At 37.8% G+C, this 23,258-nt stretch carries 20 protein-coding genes and 1 other RNA gene; 17 read left to right on the top strand and 4 right to left on the bottom strand.

Going from position 1 to position 23,258, the window contains the following annotated elements; genetic code table 11:
* Positions 1 to 138: 138 nt before the first annotated feature.
* Positions 139 to 1,293: a molecular chaperone DnaJ gene (gene dnaJ / locus ACE1ET_RS15275; RefSeq protein WP_375729291.1), complete on the bottom strand. Its 1,155-nt coding sequence runs from the start codon at positions 1,291 to 1,293 to the stop codon at positions 139 to 141.
* 17 nt (positions 1,294 to 1,310) lie between these two features.
* On the bottom strand, positions 1,311 to 1,949 hold the full coding sequence (locus ACE1ET_RS15270) for a nucleotide exchange factor GrpE (RefSeq protein WP_375729290.1): 639 nt from the start codon (positions 1,947 to 1,949) through the stop codon (positions 1,311 to 1,313).
* A 308-nt stretch (positions 1,950 to 2,257) separates the two neighbouring features.
* Here ACE1ET_RS15270 and ACE1ET_RS15265 point away from each other — a divergent pair, with 308 nt between their 5' ends.
* Positions 2,258 to 2,626, top strand: a complete 369-nt coding sequence (locus tag ACE1ET_RS15265) for a group III truncated hemoglobin (RefSeq protein WP_375729289.1) — start codon at positions 2,258 to 2,260, stop codon at positions 2,624 to 2,626.
* Positions 2,627 to 2,738: 112 nt separating this feature from the next.
* Complete coding sequence (locus tag ACE1ET_RS15260) at positions 2,739 to 3,122, top strand: DUF3276 family protein (RefSeq protein ID WP_375729288.1); 384 nt, start codon at positions 2,739 to 2,741, stop codon at positions 3,120 to 3,122.
* A gap of 53 nt (positions 3,123 to 3,175) precedes the next feature.
* Here ACE1ET_RS15260 and ACE1ET_RS15255 read toward each other — a convergent pair whose 3' ends face one another.
* Positions 3,176 to 3,916 carry a hypothetical protein gene (locus tag ACE1ET_RS15255; RefSeq protein ID WP_375729287.1) on the bottom strand — a complete coding sequence of 247 codons (741 nt, stop codon included), beginning with the start codon at positions 3,914 to 3,916 and terminating at the stop codon, positions 3,176 to 3,178.
* A gap of 248 nt (positions 3,917 to 4,164) precedes the next feature.
* On the opposite strand from ACE1ET_RS15255, the gene feoB reads away from it, so the two are divergent.
* The 3 genes from feoB (at position 4,165) to ACE1ET_RS15240 (ending at position 8,459) form a co-directional block, all read left to right on the top strand.
* A complete protein-coding gene (gene feoB, locus ACE1ET_RS15250; RefSeq protein WP_375729286.1) occupies positions 4,165 to 6,621 on the top strand; it encodes a ferrous iron transport protein B in 2,457 nt (818 codons plus the stop codon).
* A gap of 339 nt (positions 6,622 to 6,960) precedes the next feature.
* Positions 6,961 to 7,278 carry a thioredoxin gene (trxA, locus tag ACE1ET_RS15245; RefSeq protein WP_375729285.1) on the top strand — a complete coding sequence of 106 codons (318 nt, stop codon included), beginning with the start codon at positions 6,961 to 6,963 and terminating at the stop codon, positions 7,276 to 7,278.
* Between the two features lie 89 nt (positions 7,279 to 7,367).
* A complete protein-coding gene (locus ACE1ET_RS15240; protein WP_375729284.1) occupies positions 7,368 to 8,459 on the top strand; it encodes a glycosyltransferase family 4 protein in 1,092 nt (363 codons plus the stop codon).
* A gap of 4 nt (positions 8,460 to 8,463) precedes the next feature.
* On the opposite strand, the gene ACE1ET_RS15235 is transcribed toward ACE1ET_RS15240, so the two are convergent.
* Positions 8,464 to 8,610: a hypothetical protein gene (locus ACE1ET_RS15235; RefSeq protein ID WP_375729283.1), complete on the bottom strand. Its 147-nt coding sequence runs from the start codon at positions 8,608 to 8,610 to the stop codon at positions 8,464 to 8,466.
* 105 nt (positions 8,611 to 8,715) lie between these two features.
* On the opposite strand from ACE1ET_RS15235, the gene ACE1ET_RS15230 reads away from it, so the two are divergent.
* The 12 genes from ACE1ET_RS15230 to ACE1ET_RS15175 all read left to right on the top strand — a co-directional run bounded on the left by ACE1ET_RS15230 (position 8,716) and on the right by ACE1ET_RS15175 (position 23,254).
* Positions 8,716 to 9,570 (top strand): CvfB family protein, encoded by an 855-nt coding sequence (locus ACE1ET_RS15230; RefSeq protein WP_375729282.1) that lies wholly within the window; start codon positions 8,716 to 8,718, stop codon positions 9,568 to 9,570.
* A 128-nt stretch (positions 9,571 to 9,698) separates the two neighbouring features.
* Positions 9,699 to 10,157, top strand: a complete 459-nt coding sequence (locus ACE1ET_RS15225) for a hypothetical protein (protein ID WP_375729281.1) — start codon at positions 9,699 to 9,701, stop codon at positions 10,155 to 10,157.
* Positions 10,158 to 10,281: 124 nt separating this feature from the next.
* Positions 10,282 to 10,929 carry a ferredoxin--NADP reductase gene (locus ACE1ET_RS15220; protein ID WP_375729280.1) on the top strand — a complete coding sequence of 216 codons (648 nt, stop codon included), beginning with the start codon at positions 10,282 to 10,284 and terminating at the stop codon, positions 10,927 to 10,929.
* Positions 10,930 to 10,935: 6 nt separating this feature from the next.
* Complete coding sequence (rlmN, locus tag ACE1ET_RS15215; protein WP_375729279.1) at positions 10,936 to 11,958, top strand: dual-specificity RNA methyltransferase RlmN; 1,023 nt, start codon at positions 10,936 to 10,938, stop codon at positions 11,956 to 11,958.
* A gap of 1,035 nt (positions 11,959 to 12,993) precedes the next feature.
* Positions 12,994 to 15,999 carry a protein translocase subunit SecDF gene (gene secDF, locus ACE1ET_RS15210; RefSeq protein ID WP_375729278.1) on the top strand — a complete coding sequence of 1,002 codons (3,006 nt, stop codon included), beginning with the start codon at positions 12,994 to 12,996 and terminating at the stop codon, positions 15,997 to 15,999.
* A gap of 360 nt (positions 16,000 to 16,359) precedes the next feature.
* On the top strand, positions 16,360 to 16,764 hold the full coding sequence (gene tatA, locus ACE1ET_RS15205; RefSeq protein ID WP_375729277.1) for a twin-arginine translocase TatA/TatE family subunit: 405 nt from the start codon (positions 16,360 to 16,362) through the stop codon (positions 16,762 to 16,764).
* On the top strand, positions 16,757 to 17,410 hold the full coding sequence (locus tag ACE1ET_RS15200; RefSeq protein WP_375729276.1) for an ABC transporter ATP-binding protein: 654 nt from the start codon (positions 16,757 to 16,759) through the stop codon (positions 17,408 to 17,410). Before tatA ends, ACE1ET_RS15200 begins: the two co-directional genes overlap by 8 nt.
* Positions 17,411 to 19,121: 1,711 nt before the next feature.
* Positions 19,122 to 19,517, top strand: a transfer-messenger RNA (tmRNA) gene (gene ssrA, locus ACE1ET_RS15195).
* A gap of 248 nt (positions 19,518 to 19,765) precedes the next feature.
* Positions 19,766 to 20,890 (top strand): site-specific integrase, encoded by a 1,125-nt coding sequence (locus ACE1ET_RS15190; RefSeq protein ID WP_375729275.1) that lies wholly within the window; start codon positions 19,766 to 19,768, stop codon positions 20,888 to 20,890.
* A 463-nt stretch (positions 20,891 to 21,353) separates the two neighbouring features.
* Complete coding sequence (locus ACE1ET_RS15185) at positions 21,354 to 21,806, top strand: DUF4231 domain-containing protein (protein ID WP_375729274.1); 453 nt, start codon at positions 21,354 to 21,356, stop codon at positions 21,804 to 21,806.
* Positions 21,807 to 21,812: 6 nt separating this feature from the next.
* Positions 21,813 to 22,649, top strand: coding sequence for a hypothetical protein (locus ACE1ET_RS15180; protein ID WP_375729273.1), 837 nt, complete (start codon positions 21,813 to 21,815; stop codon positions 22,647 to 22,649).
* Positions 22,610 to 23,254, top strand: a complete 645-nt coding sequence (locus ACE1ET_RS15175) for a hypothetical protein (RefSeq protein WP_375729272.1) — start codon at positions 22,610 to 22,612, stop codon at positions 23,252 to 23,254. The genes ACE1ET_RS15180 and ACE1ET_RS15175 overlap by 40 nt, the downstream gene beginning before the upstream one ends.
* The last annotated feature ends 4 nt before the right edge of the window (positions 23,255 to 23,258 follow it).

The following is a 23,258-nucleotide window of genomic DNA, read 5'->3' as shown; positions in this document are numbered from 1 at the left end:
GTGCGTTTAATGTACTGATTCTCTAATTCTTCCATAACGTTAACTTTTTAGTGTAACGCTATTTCAGGACGAGACAAAGTTACAACAATAAGAAAGGGCCGCTAAGGCCCTTTTTTATTTCATAATTAAATGCACAAATTACTCAAAGAAGTTTCTTACCTTCTTAAAAAAGTTCTTTGCCACATTCTCCTCTGGTTTGAAGGCTTCAGACTCTGCAAGCTTTTCAACTATTTTCCGGTCTTCTTTCGATAAATTTTCAGGAATATAAACGTTTATGTTTACAAGAAGATCTCCTCTGCCATAACTGTTAACATCCGGCAGACCTTTACCTCTGAGTCTTAAAACTTTGCCAGGCTGTGTTCCCGGATCAATTTTTATCTTAACCTTACTGTCCACCGTAGGAATTTCAATGGGAACTCCCAAGGCAGCTTCAGGAAAACTCAATAAAAGATTGTAAACCAGGTCATGTCCATCCCTGATCAATTCAGGATGCTCTTCTTCTTCGATATACACCAGCAGGTCACCATTTATGCCTCCTCTTCTGGCTGCGTTTCCTCTTCCACTTACAGATAACTGCATGCCTTCTGCTACTCCGGCCGGGATTTTTACAGAAATAACTTCTTCATCTCTAACGATACCTTCACCATTACAATGTACACATTTATGTGTGATCATTTTCCCTTCACCATTACAGGTAGGACATACAGTCTGGGTCTGCATCTGGCCAAGTAAGGTGTTTTGTACACGGGTCACATAGCCTGTTCCGTGGCAGGTTGTACAGGTTGAATGTGCATGACCGCCTTCGGCTCCGCTACCTTCACAGTGTGTACAAGCCACATATTTTTTTACTTTTAGTTTCTTTTCTACACCATTTGCAATATCCTCAAGATTAAGTTTAACCTTAACCCGTAGATTTTGTCCTTTATTCACCCTGTGGGCTGAACGGCCTCTGGATGAACCGAATCCTCCAAATCCTCCACCAAAATGCCCTCCGAATATATCACCAAACGCGGAGAAGATATCTTCAATATCACTGAATCCACCAAAACCACCACCATTGGAAGCACCACCTACTCCGGCATGTCCAAACTGGTCATAACGGCTCCGTTTCTGCGGATCCCTCAGTACCTCATAAGCTTCAGCTGCTTCCTTAAATTTCTCCTCAGCTTCTTTATCTCCAGGATTTTTGTCGGGATGGAACTGAATAGCTTTCTTACGATACGCTTTCTTTATCTCATCTTCCGATGCACCTTTCGATACACCTAATACTTCGTAATAATCTCTTTTTGACATACCTTAAATTTTTAACCTCACTCTCCTATCACAACTTTTGAATAACGGATAACCTTGTCATTCAACATGTACCCCTTCTGTATACAATCCACTACTTTGCCTTTGAGTTCTTCGTTTGGAGCAGGGATCTTTGTAACCGCTTCATGCAAATCTGTATCAAACTCTTTTTCTTCAGTTTCAATAGGTTTAACACCATTCTGATTTAAGAAACTTACAAATTTTGAGTAGATCAGTTCAAATCCCTGACGCACACTTTCAATGTCAGCGGCATCATGTAACATCTGCTGTGCACGTTCAAAATCGTCTATAACCGGAAGAATATTTACCAGAATACTTTCACCGGCTGACTTTGTCAACTCCATTTTCTCGCGCAATGTACGTTTTCTGTAATTGTCGAATTCAGCCTGCAAACGAAGATGCTTATCATTCAGTTCTTCATATGCTTTCTTAACCAGAGTCAGATCGTCAGCTTTATCCTCACATTCTGCCTTTAACTCTTCCTTTTCAGTATCAACATCATTAACAACTTCAGGATCAACTTCTTCAACTTCAATTTTCAAACCTTTATTTTCACCATTATCCTTAGTGTTCTTAGATGTCTCCCCCTGAACAGACTTTTTCTGCTCTTTTTCGTTGGTTTTCTGTTTCTTGGACATATTTTATTTTGATTTTTTCATTTTATGCGGCTAAGATGCAATTATCCTGCCATTACATTTTTTAAGCCAAAATGACATTTAATACATTTCTGGCTGCAAAAAAAATCGAAAAAATGACAATTCACAACAATAAAACACGAATATTTGGCATAAGCATTTCAATAAAGATTGAGATCGATTATTTTTGCCACTGATTAGTATGAATTAAAAAATCAGTGTCTGTACACGTAAAATGTTTACAACACATTGCAGCTTTGATTTAAAATTTGGACCGTTTCCTCATATTTGAATTTGTAAATCGTTTAATTATGAAAAAAGATATTGAAACTTTTGATGACATAAAAATGCTGGTAGATACTTTTTATAACAACGCCCGGAAAGATGCACAGATAGGCCCTGTGTTTGAAAAATACCTTGCCGGACACTGGGATGAACATCTTGAGAAGCTTTACAGATTCTGGCAGACCATCATACTTAAACAGATGGCGTATTACGGAAAACCTATTCCTGTTCATTTTAAAATGTTACTTGATGATAAGCACTTTGGAATATGGCTCGAAATATGGAACAGCACAGTAACGTCACTTTATGAAGGTCCGCTGGCTGACCGTGCAAAACTTCGGGGAAGAACCATGTCGGAAGCATTTCTTAAAAAAATTAAAAAAAGTTCGGTTTAGTTATTTAGAAATGGTATATAATTGCCACTAAATCAAAAAAAAAGCTGTTAAGATTTGAATTGTTAAATCTTTTTCACAAATTTGAATTCATAAATTATCAAATAAGTGTATTATGGAAGGATCAGAAAAGAGAGACAGAGATGAAGTGTTTTCTAAGATCGTAAGAGCCGGTAAACGTACATATTTTTTTGATGTGAAAAAAACCCGCAAAAAAGATGATTTTTACCTCACAATCACCGAAAGTAAAAAACGATTTGGTAACGACGGTGAGTTTCGCTACGAAAAACATAAAATTTTCCTGTACAAGGAGGATTTTGACAAATTCAGAGAAGCATTTTTGGAGTCTACCGAATTTGTTAACGAAGCTGTCGAAGGAAAGATTGAAATCGATTCCGATGGCTATTCCAACGATTCCGAACTGAACACCGAAGAAGAAGTTGAATTAACGGTCAGTTCAGGATTAACGGATGTTGATTTTGACGATTTAGGAAAATAAAATAAAACCCCGGAATTCCGGGGTTTTATTTTATTTAGTACTTTATTATTGAATTACCTGATATCTATCTCATCTATATCTTCCACATCATCACCGTTATCAATAAATTCAAAGATTTCGTTTTCATCCATTTCCTTTACATTGGTGATAATAAATTTATCGCTGATGAATTTACCGAACTGATTGCATGCATTAAATATCTTTACAACAATATCCTTGATCAGTACATCTATGGGAATCAGCGCAACAAAACTGATATAGGTCGATTTGGTTTCTCTTAATTCGAACTCACATCCTTCAAGATTAAGAACGAATTCAAATTCCTTACGTACAAAATCACGTTCAAAATCTGAAAAACCTTTGTCTTTATCGTGCGGAAACAATACAATAAAATAGCGCAGCATCTGCCCTTTTCCACCTAAACCGGTAGATATGAAGATTTGTTTCTCATCAGACAGCGAACTCTCCAAGCCCATCCTGGCCTCGATCAATGCCAGATAACTCCAATTCTTAAGTCCATTATCCTTTATTTTATAAAAAAAGTCTTCAATAATACGGTACGCTTTAACATCCTGCATTGATGCCAGCCATATAAGTATTTTCTTACGTTGTTCATCCGGCACATCATCATTCCAAAGACTTTCAGCCATGTCGAGCACATTATCCGGCATAAATTTCTTCAGGTGCTTCGACTTGTTGAAATATACCATCTGCTCTTCAAGGTCTATCTTCTTTTCCAGAATGTGAAAGTTACCCTTAAAATTTGCTATAATATCTTCTATCTTTTTTTCCATTACCTGTCACACAAAAATACACAAATAAAATGGCTATTTATCCTTTTTTATATAATTAACACCTATAAATGCACAATTATATTGGGGTTTTCGAAAAAAAAACGAAATTTGCACTTGTTTTGATTTAAACTAAATAAGACATTAAAAATCAACTTTTTGCGCCTGACAATCATTCAAAAACACTAGCAAATATGTTATTTTTAATTCTGATATAAAATTATATAATTTCGATTCGAAATAAGTTTGATATGAATCTATCCGAATTGCGGAATAATGAAGAGGCTGTTATTGTAAAGGTCAGAGGGCATGGGGCATTCCGCAGGCGAATTATTGAGATGGGATTCATCAGGGGAAAGGTGGTAAAAGTAATAAAGAACGCACCACTAAAAGACCCCATTGAATACCAGATTATGGACTACCAGGTTTCGCTTAGAAGAAGCGAAGCCGCCAATATAGAAGTTGTATCTGTCAGCGAAGGAAAAAATCTGCTTCAAAACGGATATGAAGGTGTTTATGAAGAAACGCAACTCCGTAATCTTGCCTTAGAAAAACGGAAACACATTAACATAGCATTTGTCGGAAATCCAAATTCCGGAAAGACAACGCTCTATAATAAGATAACAGGATCATACGAACACGTAGGAAATTTTAGCGGTGTTACGGTTGATGCCAAGCTCGGTGTGAGAAAATACAAGGGTTACGAGTTTAATCTTGTTGACCTGCCCGGTACATACAGCATGACCACTTATTCTCCGGAAGAAAGGTATGTACGGAAACATATCCTGGAACAAAAACCGGATATTGTTATTAACGTTATCGACGCCTCAAACCTGGAACGTAATCTTTACCTTACCACGCAGCTTATCGATATGGATATTCGCGTAATCGGAGTACTGAATATGTTCGATGAAATGGGTTCAAAAGGTATTGATTTTAACTATAAGGCACTCGGCGAAATGGTTGGAATTCCCTTTGTTCCAACAGTAGCATCAAAAGGCAGAGGAATCACTGAACTCATGGATGAGGTTATTGATGTGTACGAGGAAGTGGATCCGGTTGTACGCCATGTGCATATAAATTATGGCGACAATGCTGAATCTGCCATCCGAAAAATCAGAAGGGAGTTGTCACAGAATAAGGAAATCACCAATAGATTGTCCCCGCGTTTCCTGGCTCTCAAACTTCTGGAACGGGACGGTGATGCAGAATCATTTATTAAACAGTTCCCGGAATATGTGGCCATAAAAAATGTAACAAAAAAGGAGATCAGGCAGCTTGAAAGCATCTATAACAATGATAGTGAAACGATTATAACCGAAGCTAAATATGCGTTTATTGCAGGTGCTATAAGAGAAACTGTCAAGGTTGATCCTGAAATGGAAACGCTAAATACCTCCAGGGTTATTGATACAATCCTTACACATAAATTATTCGGGTTCCCTATATTTTTTCTGTTTTTGTATATCATGTTCAAAGCAACTTTTTCACTGGGACAATACCCAATGAACTGGCTTGATAGTGGCGTTGTATGGTTACAGGGTACACTGGATCAGCTTGTGAGTGATGGGCCGCTGCATGATTTGCTAATAAACGGTATTCTTGGAGGTGTAGGCGCGGTATTGGTATTCCTGCCCAATATTCTTATTCTGTATTTCTTTATTTCGTTTATGGAAGACAGTGGATACATGGCGCGGGCAGCTTTTATTATGGACCGGTTAATGCATAAGATCGGATTACATGGAAAGTCCTTCATCCCGCTTATCATGGGGTTTGGCTGCAATGTACCGGCCATTATGGCAACCCGTACAATTGAAGACAATAAAAACCGGTTGCTGACTATTCTACTGATTCCCCTTATGTCGTGCAGTGCGCGGTTACCCGTATATATTTTAATTATTGGCAGTTTTTTTCCTGAACATGCAAGTCTTTTACTACTAAGTATTTACGTACTTGGTATTTTGCTGGCCATAATATTTGCAAGGGTATTTAAGAAAACCATCATTAAAAAAAGCTCTGCACCCTTTGTAATGGAACTTCCGCCTTATCGTTTACCATCCATTAGAACCACGGGAATTCACATGTGGAAGCGCGGAGAACAATATGTGAAGAAAATAGCAGGAGTTGTTCTGCTGGCCTCTATCGCCATCTGGATGCTGGGATACTTTCCGCATAATCATGAGATGATTAATACATATGAAACTCAGATCGCAAAAATTTCGCAAAGTACGCTTCCACAATCCATACAACAGGATTCCATTAAAGCAGTACATCTTAAAATGAACGCAGATTTACAGGCCCATTCCTATCTCGGACAGGTAGGACGGTTTATTGAACCGGCACTCCGACCACTTGGATTCAACTGGAAGGTAGGCGTTAGTTTGTTATGTGGCATTCCGGCTAAGGAGATCATAGTCAGTACAATTTCCGTGCTTTATCAACAGGAAGATATTGAAACGGGAAAATTATCAGAAAAGCTGCGAAATCCTATAACAATTAACGGAGAAACATCACCCGGATTGAACAAAACAAGTGCCCTGGCGCTTGTAGTATTTGTACTGATCTATTTCCCCTGTCTGGCTACTTTATCATCAATTAAAGTTGAAACAGGAAGCTGGAAATGGGCTATGTTTACCCTGGGATACACATCAGTACTGGCTTATTTTCTGGCATTTGTTGTTAACAGTGCCGGAAATTTATTATTCTGAACATGCAGGAAGTAATAGTTTCAATAATAGGTTTAATTACCATAGTAATTATCGCGCGACGCCTGGTTAAAGTATTACAGAAACCGTCGTCCCCCTGCGATACCTGCCCTGGTTGTGATTTAAAGAAAAATTGGGAAGAATCGGGTAAACCAAAACATTGTTAAGCTGTTATAACAAGGTTTACAATTAAAAATGAATACAGGATACAGATTTACGATATACTTTGAGTTCTTTTTAAGTTGATATTTTGTTTAAAAAGACAGCCGGGAATAAATTCATATAAAAACCGGTAGACGTACTTTTGTTATCTGCGAAGCATAAAAATTAAAATAATATATCATGGCTATTGAAGTAACTGACAGTAATTTTGAAGAACTGATACTTAATTCAGACAAGCCAGCCCTGATCGATTTCTGGGCTGAATGGTGCGGACCTTGTAGAATGATTGGTCCAATCGTGGAAGATATGTCATCGGAATACGATGGAAAAGCAGTAATTGCAAAACTTAATGTGGATGAAAATCCTGAAGTCTGTTCAAAATACGGCATCAGGAATATTCCAACCGTTTTGTTTTTCAAAGGTGGTGAAGTTGCCGACAAACAGGTAGGCGCTGTGCCTAAAAATATTCTGGTACAAAAGATGGAAAATCTTTTATAATCAAACAGAAAGATTAAATACTACCCCGGTGCTTGCCGGGGTTTTTTGTTTTACTATCTTTATAATTGCTTTTAAATACCAACAACACGTTGAAAAACAACACACCCCGAATAACCATTGCCGTTATCTCTGATTTGAACACGGATCAGCGAATACAAAAGATTGCAACATCCCTTCATAATAATCTGGGGCAGGTAACTGTTATTTGCAGAAAGCTCAGACATGATAATCCAACATACGAATATAATGTCAGGAGAATAAGACTGCTGTTTAATAAGGGTTTTAAGTTTTATGCAGCCTTCAATATCCGTTTGTTTTTTAGGTTATTGATCCAACCATCAGACATCATAGTATCCAATGATGCTGACACACTTCTCCCCTGTTACTATGTCTCGAAACTTAAAAGATGCAAACTGGTGTTCGACAGCCATGAGATCATGTCAGAGGTTCCGGAAGTTATTCATCGACCTGCGGTTCAGAAATTCTGGAGATGGATAGAGCAAAAGTATATTCCAAAAATCCATTATAAATATACGGTATGCAAATCACTCCAAAACCATTACAAGTCAGGATTTGAAGTGATCCGCAATGTGCCGTACAGGTTTGAGATTTCTGAAAATAAACAAAAAAGGGAAGAAAAAATGATCCTTTACCAGGGATCAGTTAATATGGGCAGAGGCATAGAAGATATCATTGCAGCACTGCCGTTTATTAATAATGCTCTTTTTGTGATTGTTGGAGACGGTTACCTGATGAAGGAACTTCATTTAATGGTTCAGAACTCCAATGTGGCGGAAAAAGTTATTTTCAAAGGCAAAATGGATCCAAAAAAATTAAGCGTCTACACTCAGCTTGCAGATTTGGGAATCTCTATAGAAGAAAACCTCGGGCTGAATTATTACTATGCACTTCCCAATAAACTGATGGATTATATTCAGGCAGGAGTTCCTGTTCTTGTCAGTGATTTCCCTGAGATGAAAAATATTGTGAAAAAATATAAGGTTGGAGAAACACTTAAAAGCCGTGAACCGGAAGAACTGGCTCAACAAATAAACAGAATGCTTAACGACGAAGAACAGATACAAAAGTGGAAAGAAAACCTTAAAACTGCAGCCATTGAACTATGCTGGGAAAACGAAGAAAAAATATTGTTGAAACTGTACCGGGAAGTTCTGCACTAGCAAATCATACTTTATGAATCAGCTCAATAATAAACCTGGTAATGGTTCCGCCGAAGAAAATCAGTACCATTCCTTTTAAAAATAAAAACAGTAAACCCGCTGTTCCAAACCTTTTGATGATCCTCTTTGCCTTCTCGCCCATACCTTTCATAACCATCATATTTGAAATTAAACACACTGTTTTATCTTAAAGTTTATCCGGTTATGTTAAATGAAATGAAAAATATATACAGCAACTGAATTATAACATCTATTTTTGCAACACAAAGAAAAGTATATGATCCATATCGGTAAAATAAATAGTCTGACATGCGTTAAGAAAGTGGACTTCGGTGCCTATTTCGATGGAGAAAGTTTTGGTGAAATACTCCTGCCTAAACGGTATGAACCGGAAAATCTGCAACCGGGTGATTCCCTGGAACTATTCATTTACAGCGATTCAGAGGACAGGCTCATTGCCACAACCGAGAGGCCGCTGGCAATGGTTGGAGAAATTGCACGCATGAAAATAGCAGATGCGAATAATATCGGTGCCTTTGCAGACTGGGGACTAATGAAGGACCTGCTGATTCCTTTCAGAGAGCAGAGGTCAAAACTGAAGAAGGGACAGGAAGTTTTAATTGCCGTTGAATATGATTTTACGACACAACGTATTTTCGGATCAACAAAAATTGAAAAATACCTTGATAATATTCCGCCCGAATATGAAGAAGGACTGGAAGTAGATCTGGTTATATGGAATGAAACTGATTTTGGATACAAGGTTATAATCAATCAACAACATACAGGACTACTTTACAAAAACCAGGTATTTAAGCCTCTGAATCCCGGTGATGTCATGAAGGGTTATATTCAAAAAGTTCGCGAAGATGAAAAAATTGATTGCATTCTTACTAAGTCCGGTTTTGCCAAAACAGAAGGTTTAAGCGATCAGATTCTGGAAGCCCTGGAAGTAAATGGCGGAACACTGAATTTATCGGATAAAAGTTCACCTGAAGAAATCCAACAGCTTTTTCATTGCAGTAAAAAAGCGTTCAAAATGGCAATAGGAAGTTTATATAAAGACAAAAAAATTACAATTTCCCCAGAAAGCATTTCGCTAACACACTAATTATAAATTATTTTCAATACAGCGAACCATTTTTAATCGTTTAACTAATTGTTTATAAATACCTCTTTTAATCATTTTAAGTTTTAAACGGAATACCGAAATTTATATAATTTTAAAAACGCAATATCATGCAAAATATTCAAAACATTATTATTGGACAAGGACTTGGAGATTTACGGTTTGGTATGTCAATGGATGAAGTAAAAGGCATTCTGGGTGATCCGGACGAAATTGAAAAGTATACGGATGATGATGAAGATGATAACCTTACCGAGACATGGCATTATGATGAACAGGAACTTTCGCTTTCATTTGATGAAATGACCGGATGGATCCTGGTAACCATTGCTGTAAGTTCTGTAGATTATGCCTTTGAAGGCTTAAAACTGATAGGACTTTCATTCGATAGTGTTATGCAGAAAATCAAAAAACTGGAACTGGGTGACATGGAATCGGAAGACATTACCGATGATGACGGAATGAAACAAAAGCTGGTCAGTTTTGATGACGTCGCCGTCAGTTTCTGGTTCGAGGAAGACTTGTTATCTGAAATTATCTGGGCACCTGTCTGGGATGATGAAGCCTGAATACATTAAACCTTTTATTCCGGTTGCTGTTATACCCATTTGAAAATTAGCATAAAACAGACTGACCATTTTAATCGATAGTCTAAAAAACGGACTAAACGGATTGTGAAGGTTATAAATACTGATGGAATTAAAAAAGGTAAATATACTGGAGCATACACAGTTATCGCCTCAGGCTTTTCTTCTTAAAACAGAACGGATATTTGATTTTAAACCGGGACAGTCGGTTGCAATTTCTGTTGATGACTCTATCCCTCCCCGTTTGTATTCCATTTGTTCGGGTGTGAACCGGAATTATATTGCAATTTTATATAAAGTAATTGAAAACGGCACTCTTACACCGTTGCTTGCCAAACTAAAACCAGGCGATAAGATATGGATGTCAGAGCCACTAGGATCCTTTTTGCATGGCGTAGACAATGGTTTCTGGATCGCATCAGGAACAGGTGTCGCACCGTTTGTTTCCATGCTGGAATCGGGAGTTTCGCCTCCGGTTCAGCTTCTGTACGGATCACGGACATCCACCGAAACATATTTCGCTTCATTTCTGCGGGAAAAACTGGGGAACCGTTTTATACCATGTGTGACCCGTGAAAATATGGCTGATGCATATACCGGAAGGATAACAGAATGGCTCAAAGATGCTCATGATCTCCCTTTGGATTTAAAGTATTACCTTTGTGGCAGCCCCGAAATGGTAGTGGATGTGAGGGATATTCTGATTGAAAAAGGGGTGGAATTCAGGAACATCGCCTCCGAAATTTACTTTTAAGTGGATATGGATAAATTATTTGGGAAAACACTGGATGAACTGAAGGAAATTGTAGCAGAACTGGGACTTCCTGCATACACGGCTAAACAAATTTCAGACTGGCTGTACAAAAAAGATATTCATGATATTGATGCCATGTCTAACCTGGCAAAAAAAACACGCGATTTACTGAAAAAGCGGTTCGAATTTGGCCTTACTCCCAGTCATAATGTTCAGGAAAGTATTGACGGAACAAAAAAATACCTCTTCCCTACCCTAGACCGAAAGTTTATAGAGACAGCCATGATCCCTGAAGATGACCGGGTAACCGTTTGCGTTTCATCACAGGTTGGATGTAAAATGGGATGCCTGTTTTGTATGACAGGGAAACAGGGATTTCAGGGTAATCTGACTGCCGGTGATATCCTGAATCAGCTGAAAAGCATTGATGAATGGCAGAAGATTACCAACATTGTGTACATGGGAATGGGCGAACCGCTCGATAATCTGAACGAGGTATTAAAAAGCCTTGAAATCCTTACCTCGGAATGGGGTTTTGCCATGAGTCCCAGACGAATAACTGTTTCAACCATCGGTTTGGTTCCCGGGATGAAATCCTTTTTAGACAAAAGCGAATGCCACTTGGCTGTAAGCATGCACACACCGTTCGATGAAGAACGCCGGGAATTAATGCCCATTCAGAACGTATACCCACTGGAAGAAGTTTTAAAGGAAATCCGTTCATTTGATTTTGGTCGTCAACGCCGCGTTTCGTTTGAATATATCATGTTCAACGGGGTGAATGATACGCCAGCTCATGTTAAAGAACTCACCCGTTTGCTGAGCGGATTGCGCTGCAGAATCAACCTTATTCGTTTTCATCCTATTCCGGGCACACCGCTTACCGGTTCACCGGATCATAAAATTCAGGCATTTAAGGACGCATTGAATAAAAATGGAATTCTGACTACCATTCGTGCATCCCGTGGTCAGGATATATATGCCGCCTGTGGTCTGCTCTCTACCAAAGAGCTGATGAGAAAAGAATAATTCAATTACGAATTTATCCATTCCCTATAGCTACAAACCTGGTTACTGAGTGTGCCGATGCTAATCGGGATGTATCGAAGTAACCATATAATTCAATTACGAATTTGGAATTACGAATTTATCCATTCCCTATAGCTACAAACCTGGTTACTGAGTGTGCCGATGCTAATCGGGATGTATCGAAGTAACCATATAATTCAATTACGAATTTGGAATTACGAATTTATCCATTCCCTATAGCTACAAACCTGGTTACTGAGTGTGCCGATGCTAATCGGGATGTATCGAAGTAACCATATAATCAATTACAAATTACGATTCACAGTTCACGACTCACGATTCACGGCTTACGGGTGATGTTCTCAAAATATAAGCGTACCCTTATAACTTATTTCCCGCGGATTAACGCAGATTAAATCCACAGATGAACGCGGATTAATAACGAATTAAGATTCTTGACCTAACGCTCATGATGCCATTATAATCAAAAAAGCGCTGATCCTCCCCTTTGGGGGATTGAGGGGTAGCGAAGGAACATGTAGTAATTACAAATTACGAATTTGGAATTAAGTCCTAAGGTTTAAAGGTGAAGTTTTAAGGATATAGATGTAATCCTTTCATCTGTTTCTCGCAGATTAACGCAGATTAAAATCGCAGATGAACGCGGATTGTATAGGAATGGAGAATTACGATTCACGGCTCACGATTTACGGCTCACGAGAGATATTCTTTAAACATAGATGTACCCTTATAACTTATAACCCCCGGATTAACGCAGATGAAAAACGCAGATTTTCGCGGATTAATAACGAATTAAAGATGGCAAAACATGACTCGTGAATACGTCTTACAATTTATGTCTTATGTTTTATGTCTTGATTCCAGTATCTCGATACTTGATTCTAATTTGCCAAATGTTTTATAGCATCCGTAATAAAAGGGATTTATCTTTTTGTCTTCATAGGTTTTTAAAAAAGAACAACTATATTTGCACGTCAAAATTCAAAGTACTTAGAAATAGTAAAATTTAACCAAATGCAAAACAAAGGATTTGTAAGACTTTTCGCAATTCTTTTAGCTTTAGTGAGTATATATCAGTTATCATTCACATTTATAGCTGCCAACGTAGAGAAAAAAGCTAAAGAATATGCACAGGGCGATGCCCTTAAAGAGTTACATTACCTTGATTCTATGTCAAATGTAACTGTCTTTAATATCGGTATTGTTGACTATAATTACAAGGAATGTAAAGAATTAGAGATTAACCTTGGTCTTGACCTTAAAGGTGGTATGAACGTTATTTTGGAAGTATCAGTACCTGATATCGTAAGAGCGCTTTCAAATTACAGCCAGGATCCAACCTTTAATAAGGCAATTGAAATGGCCAAAGAGAAACTGACCAACAGTCAGAAGGATTTTATCACATTGTTTGGTGAGTCGTTTGAAGAGATTGATCCGGGAGCCCGTCTTGCGGCCATCTTCAATACCATGGAATTGAAAGATAAGATTTCCTATAATTCTACAAACCAACAGGTTATTGATGTTATCAGAGCCGAAGCCCGCGATGCCATCGATAATTCATTCAACGTGTTACGTACCCGTATCGATAAATTCGGTGTGGCTCAGCCAAACATTCAACGTCTGGGACTGGAGTCATCTGGCCGAATCCTCATTGAACTTCCGGGTGTAAAGGACCGTGAAAGAGTTCGTAAACTTTTACAGGGAACAGCCAACCTGGAATTCTGGGAAACTTTTGACAACTCCCAGGTCTATCAGTATTTGCTGGAAGCCAATAACATCATCAAAGAAATTAATGAGGATAAAGCTGCAAAACAGGAAAAAGAAACAGCTGCTAACACAGATTCAGAGGCTAATGCTGATACTACAGAAGCCAAAGATCAGACATCTGATGAATTCAGTGACCTTATACAGAATGAAAGTGCAACAAAAGACTCTACTGAAATTCAGACGGAAGAATCGATCCGGAAAAATTATCCGCTTTTCTCAGTATTACAGCCAAATACAAATCAGCAGGGTCAGTTAAGAAATGGTCCTGTAGTTGGTATAGCCCGTACGGCAGATACTGCCCAGGTTGACATATATCTTAACCTGCCCAGGGTGAAGGAGATCCTTCCACGTAACCTTAAGTTGTTATGGACCGCTAATCCAATGGATGAGGGCGGACAGTATTACCAGTTAATTGCGATAAAAGTTACCAACCGTGATGGTAGACCCGTTCTTGACGGTGACGCTATTTCTGATGCACGTGCAGACTTCGGTCAGAATAAAGCAAGTGCCGAGGTTGATCTTACCATGACTACTGATGGAGCAAAGGTATGGGCCCGTATTACAAAGGAGAATGTCGGTAAAAGCATTGCGATCGTACTGGATAATTATGTACGGTCATTCCCTAATGTAATTGAAGAGATCAAAGGTGGTCGTACGCAGATTACCGGTATGGAGTCGTTTGAAGAGGCGAAAGACCTTGCTAACGTACTTAAATCCGGTAGAATGCCGGCACCGGCACATATCATCAACGAAAACGTTGTTGGTCCGTCGTTGGGTCACGAAGCCATCACTGATGGTCTGATGTCATTTATAGTGGCATTCATCATTGTATTGCTTTACATGATCTTCTATTATGGTGTTAAAGCCGGTTTGATCGCTGACCTTGCCTTAATTGCCAACCTGTTCTTTATTATGGGTGTGCTTGCATCGTTCGGAGCCGTTCTTACCCTTCCGGGTATCGCGGGTATTGTACTTACCATTGGTACTTCGGTGGATGCAAACGTGCTGATCTATGAGCGTATCAGGGAAGAGATAAAGGCAGGTAAGGCTATCAAGAAAGCTGTTGCAGCAGGTTATAAAAATGCAATCTCTGCCATTATTGATGCCAACGTAACAACATTCCTTACCGGTGTTGTACTTTACACATTCGGTACCGGACCAATCAAAGGTTTTGCTACAACCCTGATGATTGGTATCGTAACATCGTTCTTTACAGCTGTATTTATGTCACGTTTAATTTTTGAACAACTGCTTAAGAAAGAAACACCGTTGAAATTCGATACAAAAATCACCAGAAACCTGTTTGCAAATGCACATATTCAGTTTATCAGTAAACGTAAAATTGCATATTTCATTTCAGGTGCTCTGATTCTGGTCAGCATAATTTCTCTTGCAACAAGAGGCCTTGATCAGGGGATTGACTTTACCGGTGGACGTACTTACGTAATTGAATTTGCAAAACCAGTTAATACAGTTGAAATACAGGATGCTATAAAAGGGCAGTTTGAGGGTGAGTTGATGGATGTAAAAACCTATGGTGAAGCAAACCAGGTTAAAATAGGTACAAACTATCAGATCTACAACGATGATCCGGAACTGGATAACATTATTGAAGACAAATTCTATAAAGCACTGAAACCATTCCTGGCTGAAGGAACAACCTTTGAGAAGTTCGTGGAAGATGACATCCGCTCATCCCAGAAAGTTGGACCAACCATTGCAGATGATATTAAAAAAGATGCCGTCTGGGCGATTCTTTTCTCGCTTGTAATTATCTTCCTGTACATTCTGATCCGGTTTAAAAACTGGCAGTTCTCGTTTGGTGCCGTTGCAGCACTGGCACATGACTCCATGATTACGCTCGGATTATTCTCACTCCTTTATGGCTATCTGCCATTCTCACTGTCGATAGATCAGGCATTTATTGCGGCTATCCTGACGGTGATTGGTTACTCCATTAACGATACGGTGGTTGTATTTGACCGTATCAGGGAACGTATCACAGAATTCCCGAAACGCAAACGTGAGGATGTAATTAACGAGGCTTTAAACTCTACTTTGAGCCGTACTTTGAGTACGTCATTGAGTACATTTGTGGTACTGTTGACCATCTTTATTTTCGGTGGCGAAGTGATCAGAGGTTTTGTGTTCGCGTTGATGGTTGGTGTTGTTGTGGGTACATACTCATCACTTTACGTGGCAACTCCGATTGCTTACGATACACAGAATGCAACAAAAAAGAAAAAGAAATAATTTATCTCTGGTAAATAATATGAAAGAGGCTTCTGTTGGGAGCCTCTTTTTTTTGCCCCCCTCCTCGTTTGCATCTACATTAACTGACTCACGCCAGTCCATAATTTCTGCTAGTCCGTATCAAGATTCCCCTCTCTCTCACTTCCATTGCATTTCGTGACAAAGAGGGGCATATTTAACATAGAAATCCTAAGGAAATTGCTTGTCCGAAGCACCCTCCATGTACGGACGTTACAGTCGGGATAGGGAGTGCAATACATACGAAACAATCAGGTTAACCAGATGCCAGAGTAGGTCATGTAATATCAAATTACTCCATTTCTTCGCAATCCTTAACATTTTTCCACTCAGAGCCAATGTTTGTTTGAACCAAAACTTTGTATATTTGAGCCTGAAAAAGAAATACCGCGATGTGTAGCGGTGGATTCGGATTATATGGGACCAAATTCATACATACTTCTCTCCTTCCCTTCCGGCGGTGAACTGATCATTGTGATCGTCGCCATCCTAATTCTGTTTGGTGCAGATAAGATCCCTGAATTTGCACGGATGTTTGGCAAGGGCATGCGCGAATTCAGAAAAGCTACCGAGGATATTAAACGCGAGTTCAACGATGAAACCAGGGAAATAAGGGAAGAAATAGAAACAGAAAAACAGAGTCTGACAGATAAGATTAAAGAATTCAGAGAAGAACTGAACTTTGAAAAGAAATCAACTGCAAAAAAGGATACACCTAAATCTGAAGAAACCAATACAAATGCTTAAAGCCATTGATATTCATAAAAGTTTCGGGAATGTAGATGTACTGAAAGGTATAAATCTGACCATTAATAAAAGTGAAGTTGTTTCAGTGGTTGGTGCCAGTGGTGCAGGAAAAACAACCTTGCTGCAGATTCTTGGATCATTGGACAAACCCACAAAGGGACAGGTAGTATTCGATAATATTGATATTCACAAACTGAAACCGGATCAGCTGGCAAGCTTCAGGAATACCAAAGTGGGATTTATTTTCCAGTTTCACCAGTTACTGCCTGAGTTTACTGCACTTGAAAATATTATTATTCCGGCATTGATAGCCAGAAAATCCAGGAAAGAGGCTGAAGAGCGTGCCAAAGAACTGATGGAATTTCTTAAACTATCACATCGTTCCACACACAAACCTGCGGAACTGAGTGGCGGCGAAAAACAACGTGTGGCTGTTGCCAGGGCACTGATCAATAATCCAGATATCATTTTCGGGGATGAACCAACGGGCAACCTGGACTCTAAAAACCGGGATGAACTGCATAAACTTATCTTTGAACTTCGTGAACATTTTCACCAGACCTTTGTCATTGTATCGCATGATCAGGCTATGGCCAAGATTTCGGACCGTGTACTGACCATAAAGGACGGGATTATTTTTAGTTGAGAGTTACGAGTGACTAAAGTTGGAAGTGACCAGAGTTACGAGTGACCAAAGTTGGGAGTGACTAGAGTTACAAGTGACGGGTGACAGGCATTGATAAAATGAAAATGAATAGTGAAAAATGACTCACCCCGGTTTTGACTAATAGCCCGTTTTCATCATTCTGACCCCTCTCTTTTTCTTCGCTGCTCTACGAAATAAAGAGGGGTAGTTCGTACAAGTTCATTGATTCATTTAAAAGATGAACACCAGCATATTTAAATTATCAAACCTGGGTTACTGACATATCTTATGTCTTAAGTCTTAAGTCTTATTTCTTAAATCTTACGTCCTGGTTCTAAACATGACTCACCCCAGCTCAGACTAATAGCCCGTTATCATTATTCTGACCCCTCTCTTTTTCTTCGCTGCTCTACGAAATAAAGAGGGGTAGTTCATACAAATTCATTGATTCATTTAAAAGATGGACACCAGCATATTTATAATTGTCAAACCTTGATTATGGACCTATCTTACGTCTTACGTCTTACATCTTAAATCTTACGTCTTATGTCTTGGCTCTAATACATACTATTTCATCAATTCGCCTGCAGTGCGGCCATGTAATGCCTATATTTCAGAAGACGATGCTTTCTCCGGCCTTAATTTACATAACTTCTAATTACCCATGGCGATGCCATGGGCTAAATTGCGTTTTGCCCTTCAGGCAAATTTGGAGTGCATTCATAAGGTATAATGAAAAACTTACTGCATGAGCATATCTATAATATGAAACTCTTAATAAATAATTTGAATTTACAACATTGAACTAAGGCATTAACACCCCGAAGGGGTGATATTACTATAGCCCAGGGTAAGTGAGCGAAGCGAGTGCCACCCTGGGTTATAGTAGAAATGTAAATGAAGGCCGGGGTTAAAATCTTTGGATGAAATGAAATCGTATCAAGGCCGCAAGTGAAGTTCTTCTATTGAAATGACTCACCCCGGTCTGGACGAATAGCCCGCTTACATCATTCTGACCCCTCTCTTTTTCTTCGCTGCTCTAGGAAATAAAGAGGGGTAGTTCGTACGAGTTGGTTGATACGTTTAAAAGAGGGTAACCAGCAAATTTAAATGAAACTTACTTTCAATTTCACAATTTCTTTTGTCTTATATCTTAAGTCTTGTGTCTTATGTCTTGGCTCTTGGTTCTAAATATGACTCACCCCAGCTCATAGCAGCAGCCCGTTCTCATCATTCTGACCCCTCTCTTTTTCTTCGTTGCTACCGACAGCAATCGGGACGAAATAAAGAGGGGTAGTTCATACAAATTCATTGATTCATTTAAAAGATGGACACCAGCATATTTATAATTGTCAAACCTCGGTTATGCACACTTATCTTACATCTTACGTCTTACGTCTTATGTCTTAAATCTTACGTCTAGGTTCTAAATATGACTCACCCCAGCTCATAGCAGTAGCCCGTTCTCATCATTCTGACCCCTCTCTTTTTCTTCGTTGCTACCGACAGCTATCGGGACGAAATAAAGAGGGGTAGTTCATACAAATTCATTGATTCATTTAAAAGATGGACACCAGCATATTTATAATTGTCAAACCTGGGTTACTGACATATCTTATGTCCTAAATCTTAAGTCTTATATCTTAAATCTTGTATCTTGTGTCTTGCTTCTTGGTTCTTTTTTCTACTTTTGTATTCATTATTACAACACGGGGCTGACTGGTTTTGACAGCAAGATGAGGTGTTGTGTAAGCATGCCGGGCTTTGTACGCTGGCCCGCAAATCTCAACGTTCAGACTTATAATTGGCGAAAACAATTACGCTCTTGCCGCGTAACCGAATCACAGTAGGTTAGCTTATCCGGTATAAGATACCGGAGCGAGACATCGTCGGAAAAGCCCCTGCCCTGAGGCGGTTCCATCAGACGGTGCAGTAAATTCAGGGATAGGTTAACGGAAGCTCCGGCCGTTAATTGAAATTCAGGAGATAAGGCAGTAGTCGGTGGTCCTGATCCAGCTGCTGCACGAAAACCAAGTCGGGACTAAGCATGTAGAAAGCACATGACTTCCTTGTTTGGACGAGGGTTCGAATCCCTCCAGCTCCACTTTTTGAAAAAGCAAGCCAAAGCAAAATCCTGTAAATCCCTCATTTACAGGATTTTTATTTTTTACCTTAAAGCAGGTTGATGCATAAAAATGCATTTTTTAAGGTGCAAATTCGGGAGTGATTTTTATCTCCCCAGAAACTACTCCCGAATCAGGACCTAATGCACTGTTTTGCAGTATTTTGCGTTTCATGTTTTTTTCACTTTGCTATACATTTGGGTATTAACATTTTAAACAAAAAGTGATGAAAATGAACACATTTAATTTGAGATTTGTAGCAAGAAGCGCAAGTAGTAAAGAGAAAAACATGCATAGAATTTATGCGAGAATTACGATCAACCACGAAAGAAAGGAGTTCAGTTTAGGTTACGACATTACAGCTAAACTATTCGACTCCAAAGCACAACGCTGTACCAGAACAACACGGGAAGCCAAACTTGCCAACGATTTTATTGACACTATGCGGTTTAGAATCAATAAGATTCGGAAGGATCTTATGTTTGAAGGATATGAAATCAATCTTGAAAACATCCAACGCCGTATTAATGGCATCATACTGGAAGGTGAAAATGAAGTACCTTTAATCATTGAATTTTACCTGAAGCACAACACAGACCTTAAACAGCTTATCGGCATTGATATTGCGTACGGCACATGGCAACGCCATGAAACCTCCGTGATGCATGTTCAAAAGTTTATTCAACATCACTATGGCGAAGACGATCTGCCCGTTGATCAGATTGATTTTAGCTTTCTGAATGAATATGCCATGTATCTTAAAACGGTTCGGAATTGCAACCACAACTCTGCCATGAAATACATTAAAAACATGGGGAAAGTGATTAGATTAGCCTTTGCAGAAGGACATATTTCAAAGAATCCATTTGACAAGTTTAAACTGACCTATAAACCTGTTCTTCGCGAAGCACTAAACCAGGATGAAATTAACAAGATAACCGTTGTGAAATTGACAGAGAAACGTCTGGACCAGGTACGGGACCTCTTTCTGTTTTGCATCTATACCGGTCTGGCCTTTGTTGACCTTAAGAAGCTCAGAATGGAACACATTGTAAAAGGGCAAGGTGACACCTTGTGGATAAAGAACTCCCGCCTTAAAACCCAAATTAGTTTTATGGTGCCACTGCTCCCACTTCCTTTAAAACTAATAGAAAAATACAGTGACCATCCATTAAGGAAAACAGAAGGTATTGTTATCCCCACCCCGAGTAACCAGAACTACAATTCCTATTTAAAGGAATTGGCAATCCGGGCAAAAATTAAAAAAAATCTGACTACTCATTTGGCACGGCATACATTTGCTACTACTATCACCCTTGAACAAGGCGTACCGCTGGAAGTCGTTTTAAAATGTTAGGTCATTCCAACATAAAAACAACTCAAATTTATGCCAAGGTGACTGAAAACCTGGTTTCTGAAAGCACAAAAGGGCTTCATGAAAAATTTAGTGACATAGAAAAAATAGAAGATCATAATTACAACTCCTCTGATAATAGCACAACTAGTTATTCCTACACATACCACATAAAAAAATGAATAACCTTATTTAATCCAATGCTAAATAAGGTTATAACGTATTGAGGCTATTGTTTTTATGAATTCAATTAACTAGTTTTAACACTTCAATATTTCGGAAACCTCTTTTCTAAGGATTTATTTTACTTGGATGCTTTATGAAATAAGCATACTGATATTAGTACATATAAAATTTATATATGACTGAAGTGGAGAAGTCTGCAGAAGACATAAATAAAACTTAATATCTTATTAATGCATTTAATAAGTCATAGGCATAATAACTGAAGATAATTTAAACTTTAATGAAAAATAGAGAAACATTGCCAAAAAAAGAATTTATTCATACAAAACTGAATGAACAACTAAACACCTTTGAAAAAAAAAGATTATGTAATAGAAATGCAGCTATCAGGTATAACATTTGTGTTGCAGTTCTTGGAGCTTTTATAACAGTCCTTGCTGGAATCAATATAACAGGTGGAGAAGAATATGCTCGTATTACTATTTTAATAATTTCCTCGATTATAGCTATTTTAGGTACTTATAATAGTTTTTTTAATTACAAAGAATTATGGATAAAATATACAATGGTAACTAATGAATTAAAGAAAATAAAAAGTGATTTTGAATTTTATTTAACAGGAAAAGAAGATGAAGATATAGAGTTATCAGAATTGGAAAATTTTAATAAAATGGTTGATGATATTCTTGATAGTGCTAATAAAAATTGGAAATTAATAAGATTAAAAAAATAGATACTTATGTCTGACAAATATTGGAGTACTTTTTCAAAACATATGAGGGACCAAGCTAAAGACCTTAAAAAATTACCAATTGCACATAATACAGATTATATAAATTTTCTATCCATTATGGAAGAAAGAGCCCTGTGCGGATTAAAAAAAGACATATTCTTTGGTGATAAAAGAATCTTCTTTTATTATGGTGTACCGGCTTATATTAATGAAGATGATATCTTCCCATCCATTTTTGTTTTTGATGTTAAAGATGACGATTTCTTAAATGAGTTTGACTGGGTCTTTATGGATAGCGGAACACTGAACTTATTGAGAACAAAATCTTTTTTGAATACTTTTCAGCATCTATCTTCAGACATTATTAAAGAGAATTATGTTTTAAAAAGAGAAAATGGAACTAATTCAATTGATTTTATTAAAGGTCATATAAAATATTTTTTTGGAAATAACTCAAATTACTATAATGGTAAAATTGTAATAAATACAAATGGAAAGATCAATAATACATACTTTCTGTTAGCACAAAAATATTACAATATTACAAAAGATTTAAATCCAGAAGATATAAAGAAAGTAATATATAGTGATTATAAAAAAATAGATAGACGAGATCGAATAATTGAAGGGAGTAGTAATATTCCGGTAAGACTTGTAAGTTTAAAATGTGTTGCATGTTTTATTCCAGAACATGCATTAAATGTAGTTCTGGATTTTTTTGACTTGGATGAAAAGGATATAAGATTTTATCCAGATTCGCCGAATGGACGAGCAAAAGAAGAGATAATAAAGGAAGGGATGGAATGGATAGAAAAAGTTCTAAAAAATCGTTTAATAGAATAAAAAAAATGGAAAAAGCTAATTTAGTTGGATATCTAAATACATATAGTCTAAAAAAGGATAAATTGATTTTTGAGAGGCCTATTTTTAAAATTAAAGATAAGCTATATTGGTTAGACTTTAGGAGAAGCAATGACAACTATGATAATGACTCATTATTAGTTGAGCTTGAGAACGAAATTACTCGAACAATAATCCGCGTTAATTTGGAAATTGAACTCGAATTTGACAACCTAAGAATATCTGGACGTTTTTATTTATTAAGAATAAATAAATTGATTTTATGTGGATTTAGAGATGAAATTGTTGAGCAATTGCTAAGTAAATTTGATTTAATGCAGGTAATAAAATATGATAAAGAATTATTATTCCTTCAGTTTATAATTTTCAACTATGATAATCAAATTCTTGAAAAATATCTTGATTTGATTGATAATGATAAACTACCACAGATAATAAATAAAGTTGTTGACGACGAATGGGTACCATTTTACTATAAGGTATTTTTTGAATGCCTTATTAACGAAAAATTTGAAGATGTAAAACTTAATCGTTCAAAAAACAAAGAATTATTGGTTGATGAGGTCATGGATTACTTAATTCCCTAAATAA

This window comes from Quyinboa mangrovi (assembly GCF_042219825.1).
In the GTDB taxonomy this organism is placed as follows: domain Bacteria; phylum Bacteroidota; class Bacteroidia; order Bacteroidales; family UBA5342; genus JBHJHP01.
Note: the sequence above shows the minus strand (reverse complement) of the source record. Positions and strands in the feature narration are given on the sequence as shown.

Excerpts from the sequence above, each read along its gene's own strand:
- dnaJ (WP_375729291.1), bottom strand. The coding sequence starts at position 1,293 with ATGTCAAAAAGAGATTATTACGAAGTATTAGGTGTATCGAAAGGTGCA.
- ACE1ET_RS15270 (WP_375729290.1), bottom strand. The coding sequence starts at position 1,949 with ATGTCCAAGAAACAGAAAACCAACGAAAAAGAGCAGAAAAAGTCTGTT.
- ACE1ET_RS15265 (WP_375729289.1), top strand. The coding sequence starts at position 2,258 with ATGAAAAAAGATATTGAAACTTTTGATGACATAAAAATGCTGGTAGAT.
- ACE1ET_RS15260 (WP_375729288.1), top strand. The coding sequence starts at position 2,739 with ATGGAAGGATCAGAAAAGAGAGACAGAGATGAAGTGTTTTCTAAGATC.
- ACE1ET_RS15255 (WP_375729287.1), bottom strand. The coding sequence starts at position 3,916 with ATGGAAAAAAAGATAGAAGATATTATAGCAAATTTTAAGGGTAACTTT.
- feoB (WP_375729286.1), top strand. The coding sequence starts at position 4,165 with ATGAATCTATCCGAATTGCGGAATAATGAAGAGGCTGTTATTGTAAAG.
- trxA (WP_375729285.1), top strand. The coding sequence starts at position 6,961 with ATGGCTATTGAAGTAACTGACAGTAATTTTGAAGAACTGATACTTAAT.
- ACE1ET_RS15235 (WP_375729283.1), bottom strand. The coding sequence starts at position 8,610 with ATGAAAGGTATGGGCGAGAAGGCAAAGAGGATCATCAAAAGGTTTGGA.
- ACE1ET_RS15225 (WP_375729281.1), top strand. The coding sequence starts at position 9,699 with ATGCAAAATATTCAAAACATTATTATTGGACAAGGACTTGGAGATTTA.
- ACE1ET_RS15220 (WP_375729280.1), top strand. The coding sequence starts at position 10,282 with ATGGAATTAAAAAAGGTAAATATACTGGAGCATACACAGTTATCGCCT.
- rlmN (WP_375729279.1), top strand. The coding sequence starts at position 10,936 with ATGGATAAATTATTTGGGAAAACACTGGATGAACTGAAGGAAATTGTA.
- secDF (WP_375729278.1), top strand. The coding sequence starts at position 12,994 with ATGCAAAACAAAGGATTTGTAAGACTTTTCGCAATTCTTTTAGCTTTA.
- ACE1ET_RS15200 (WP_375729276.1), top strand. The coding sequence starts at position 16,757 with ATGCTTAAAGCCATTGATATTCATAAAAGTTTCGGGAATGTAGATGTA.
- ACE1ET_RS15190 (WP_375729275.1), top strand. The coding sequence starts at position 19,766 with ATGAACACATTTAATTTGAGATTTGTAGCAAGAAGCGCAAGTAGTAAA.
- ACE1ET_RS15185 (WP_375729274.1), top strand. The coding sequence starts at position 21,354 with ATGAAAAATAGAGAAACATTGCCAAAAAAAGAATTTATTCATACAAAA.
- ACE1ET_RS15180 (WP_375729273.1), top strand. The coding sequence starts at position 21,813 with ATGTCTGACAAATATTGGAGTACTTTTTCAAAACATATGAGGGACCAA.
- ACE1ET_RS15175 (WP_375729272.1), top strand. The coding sequence starts at position 22,610 with ATGGATAGAAAAAGTTCTAAAAAATCGTTTAATAGAATAAAAAAAATG.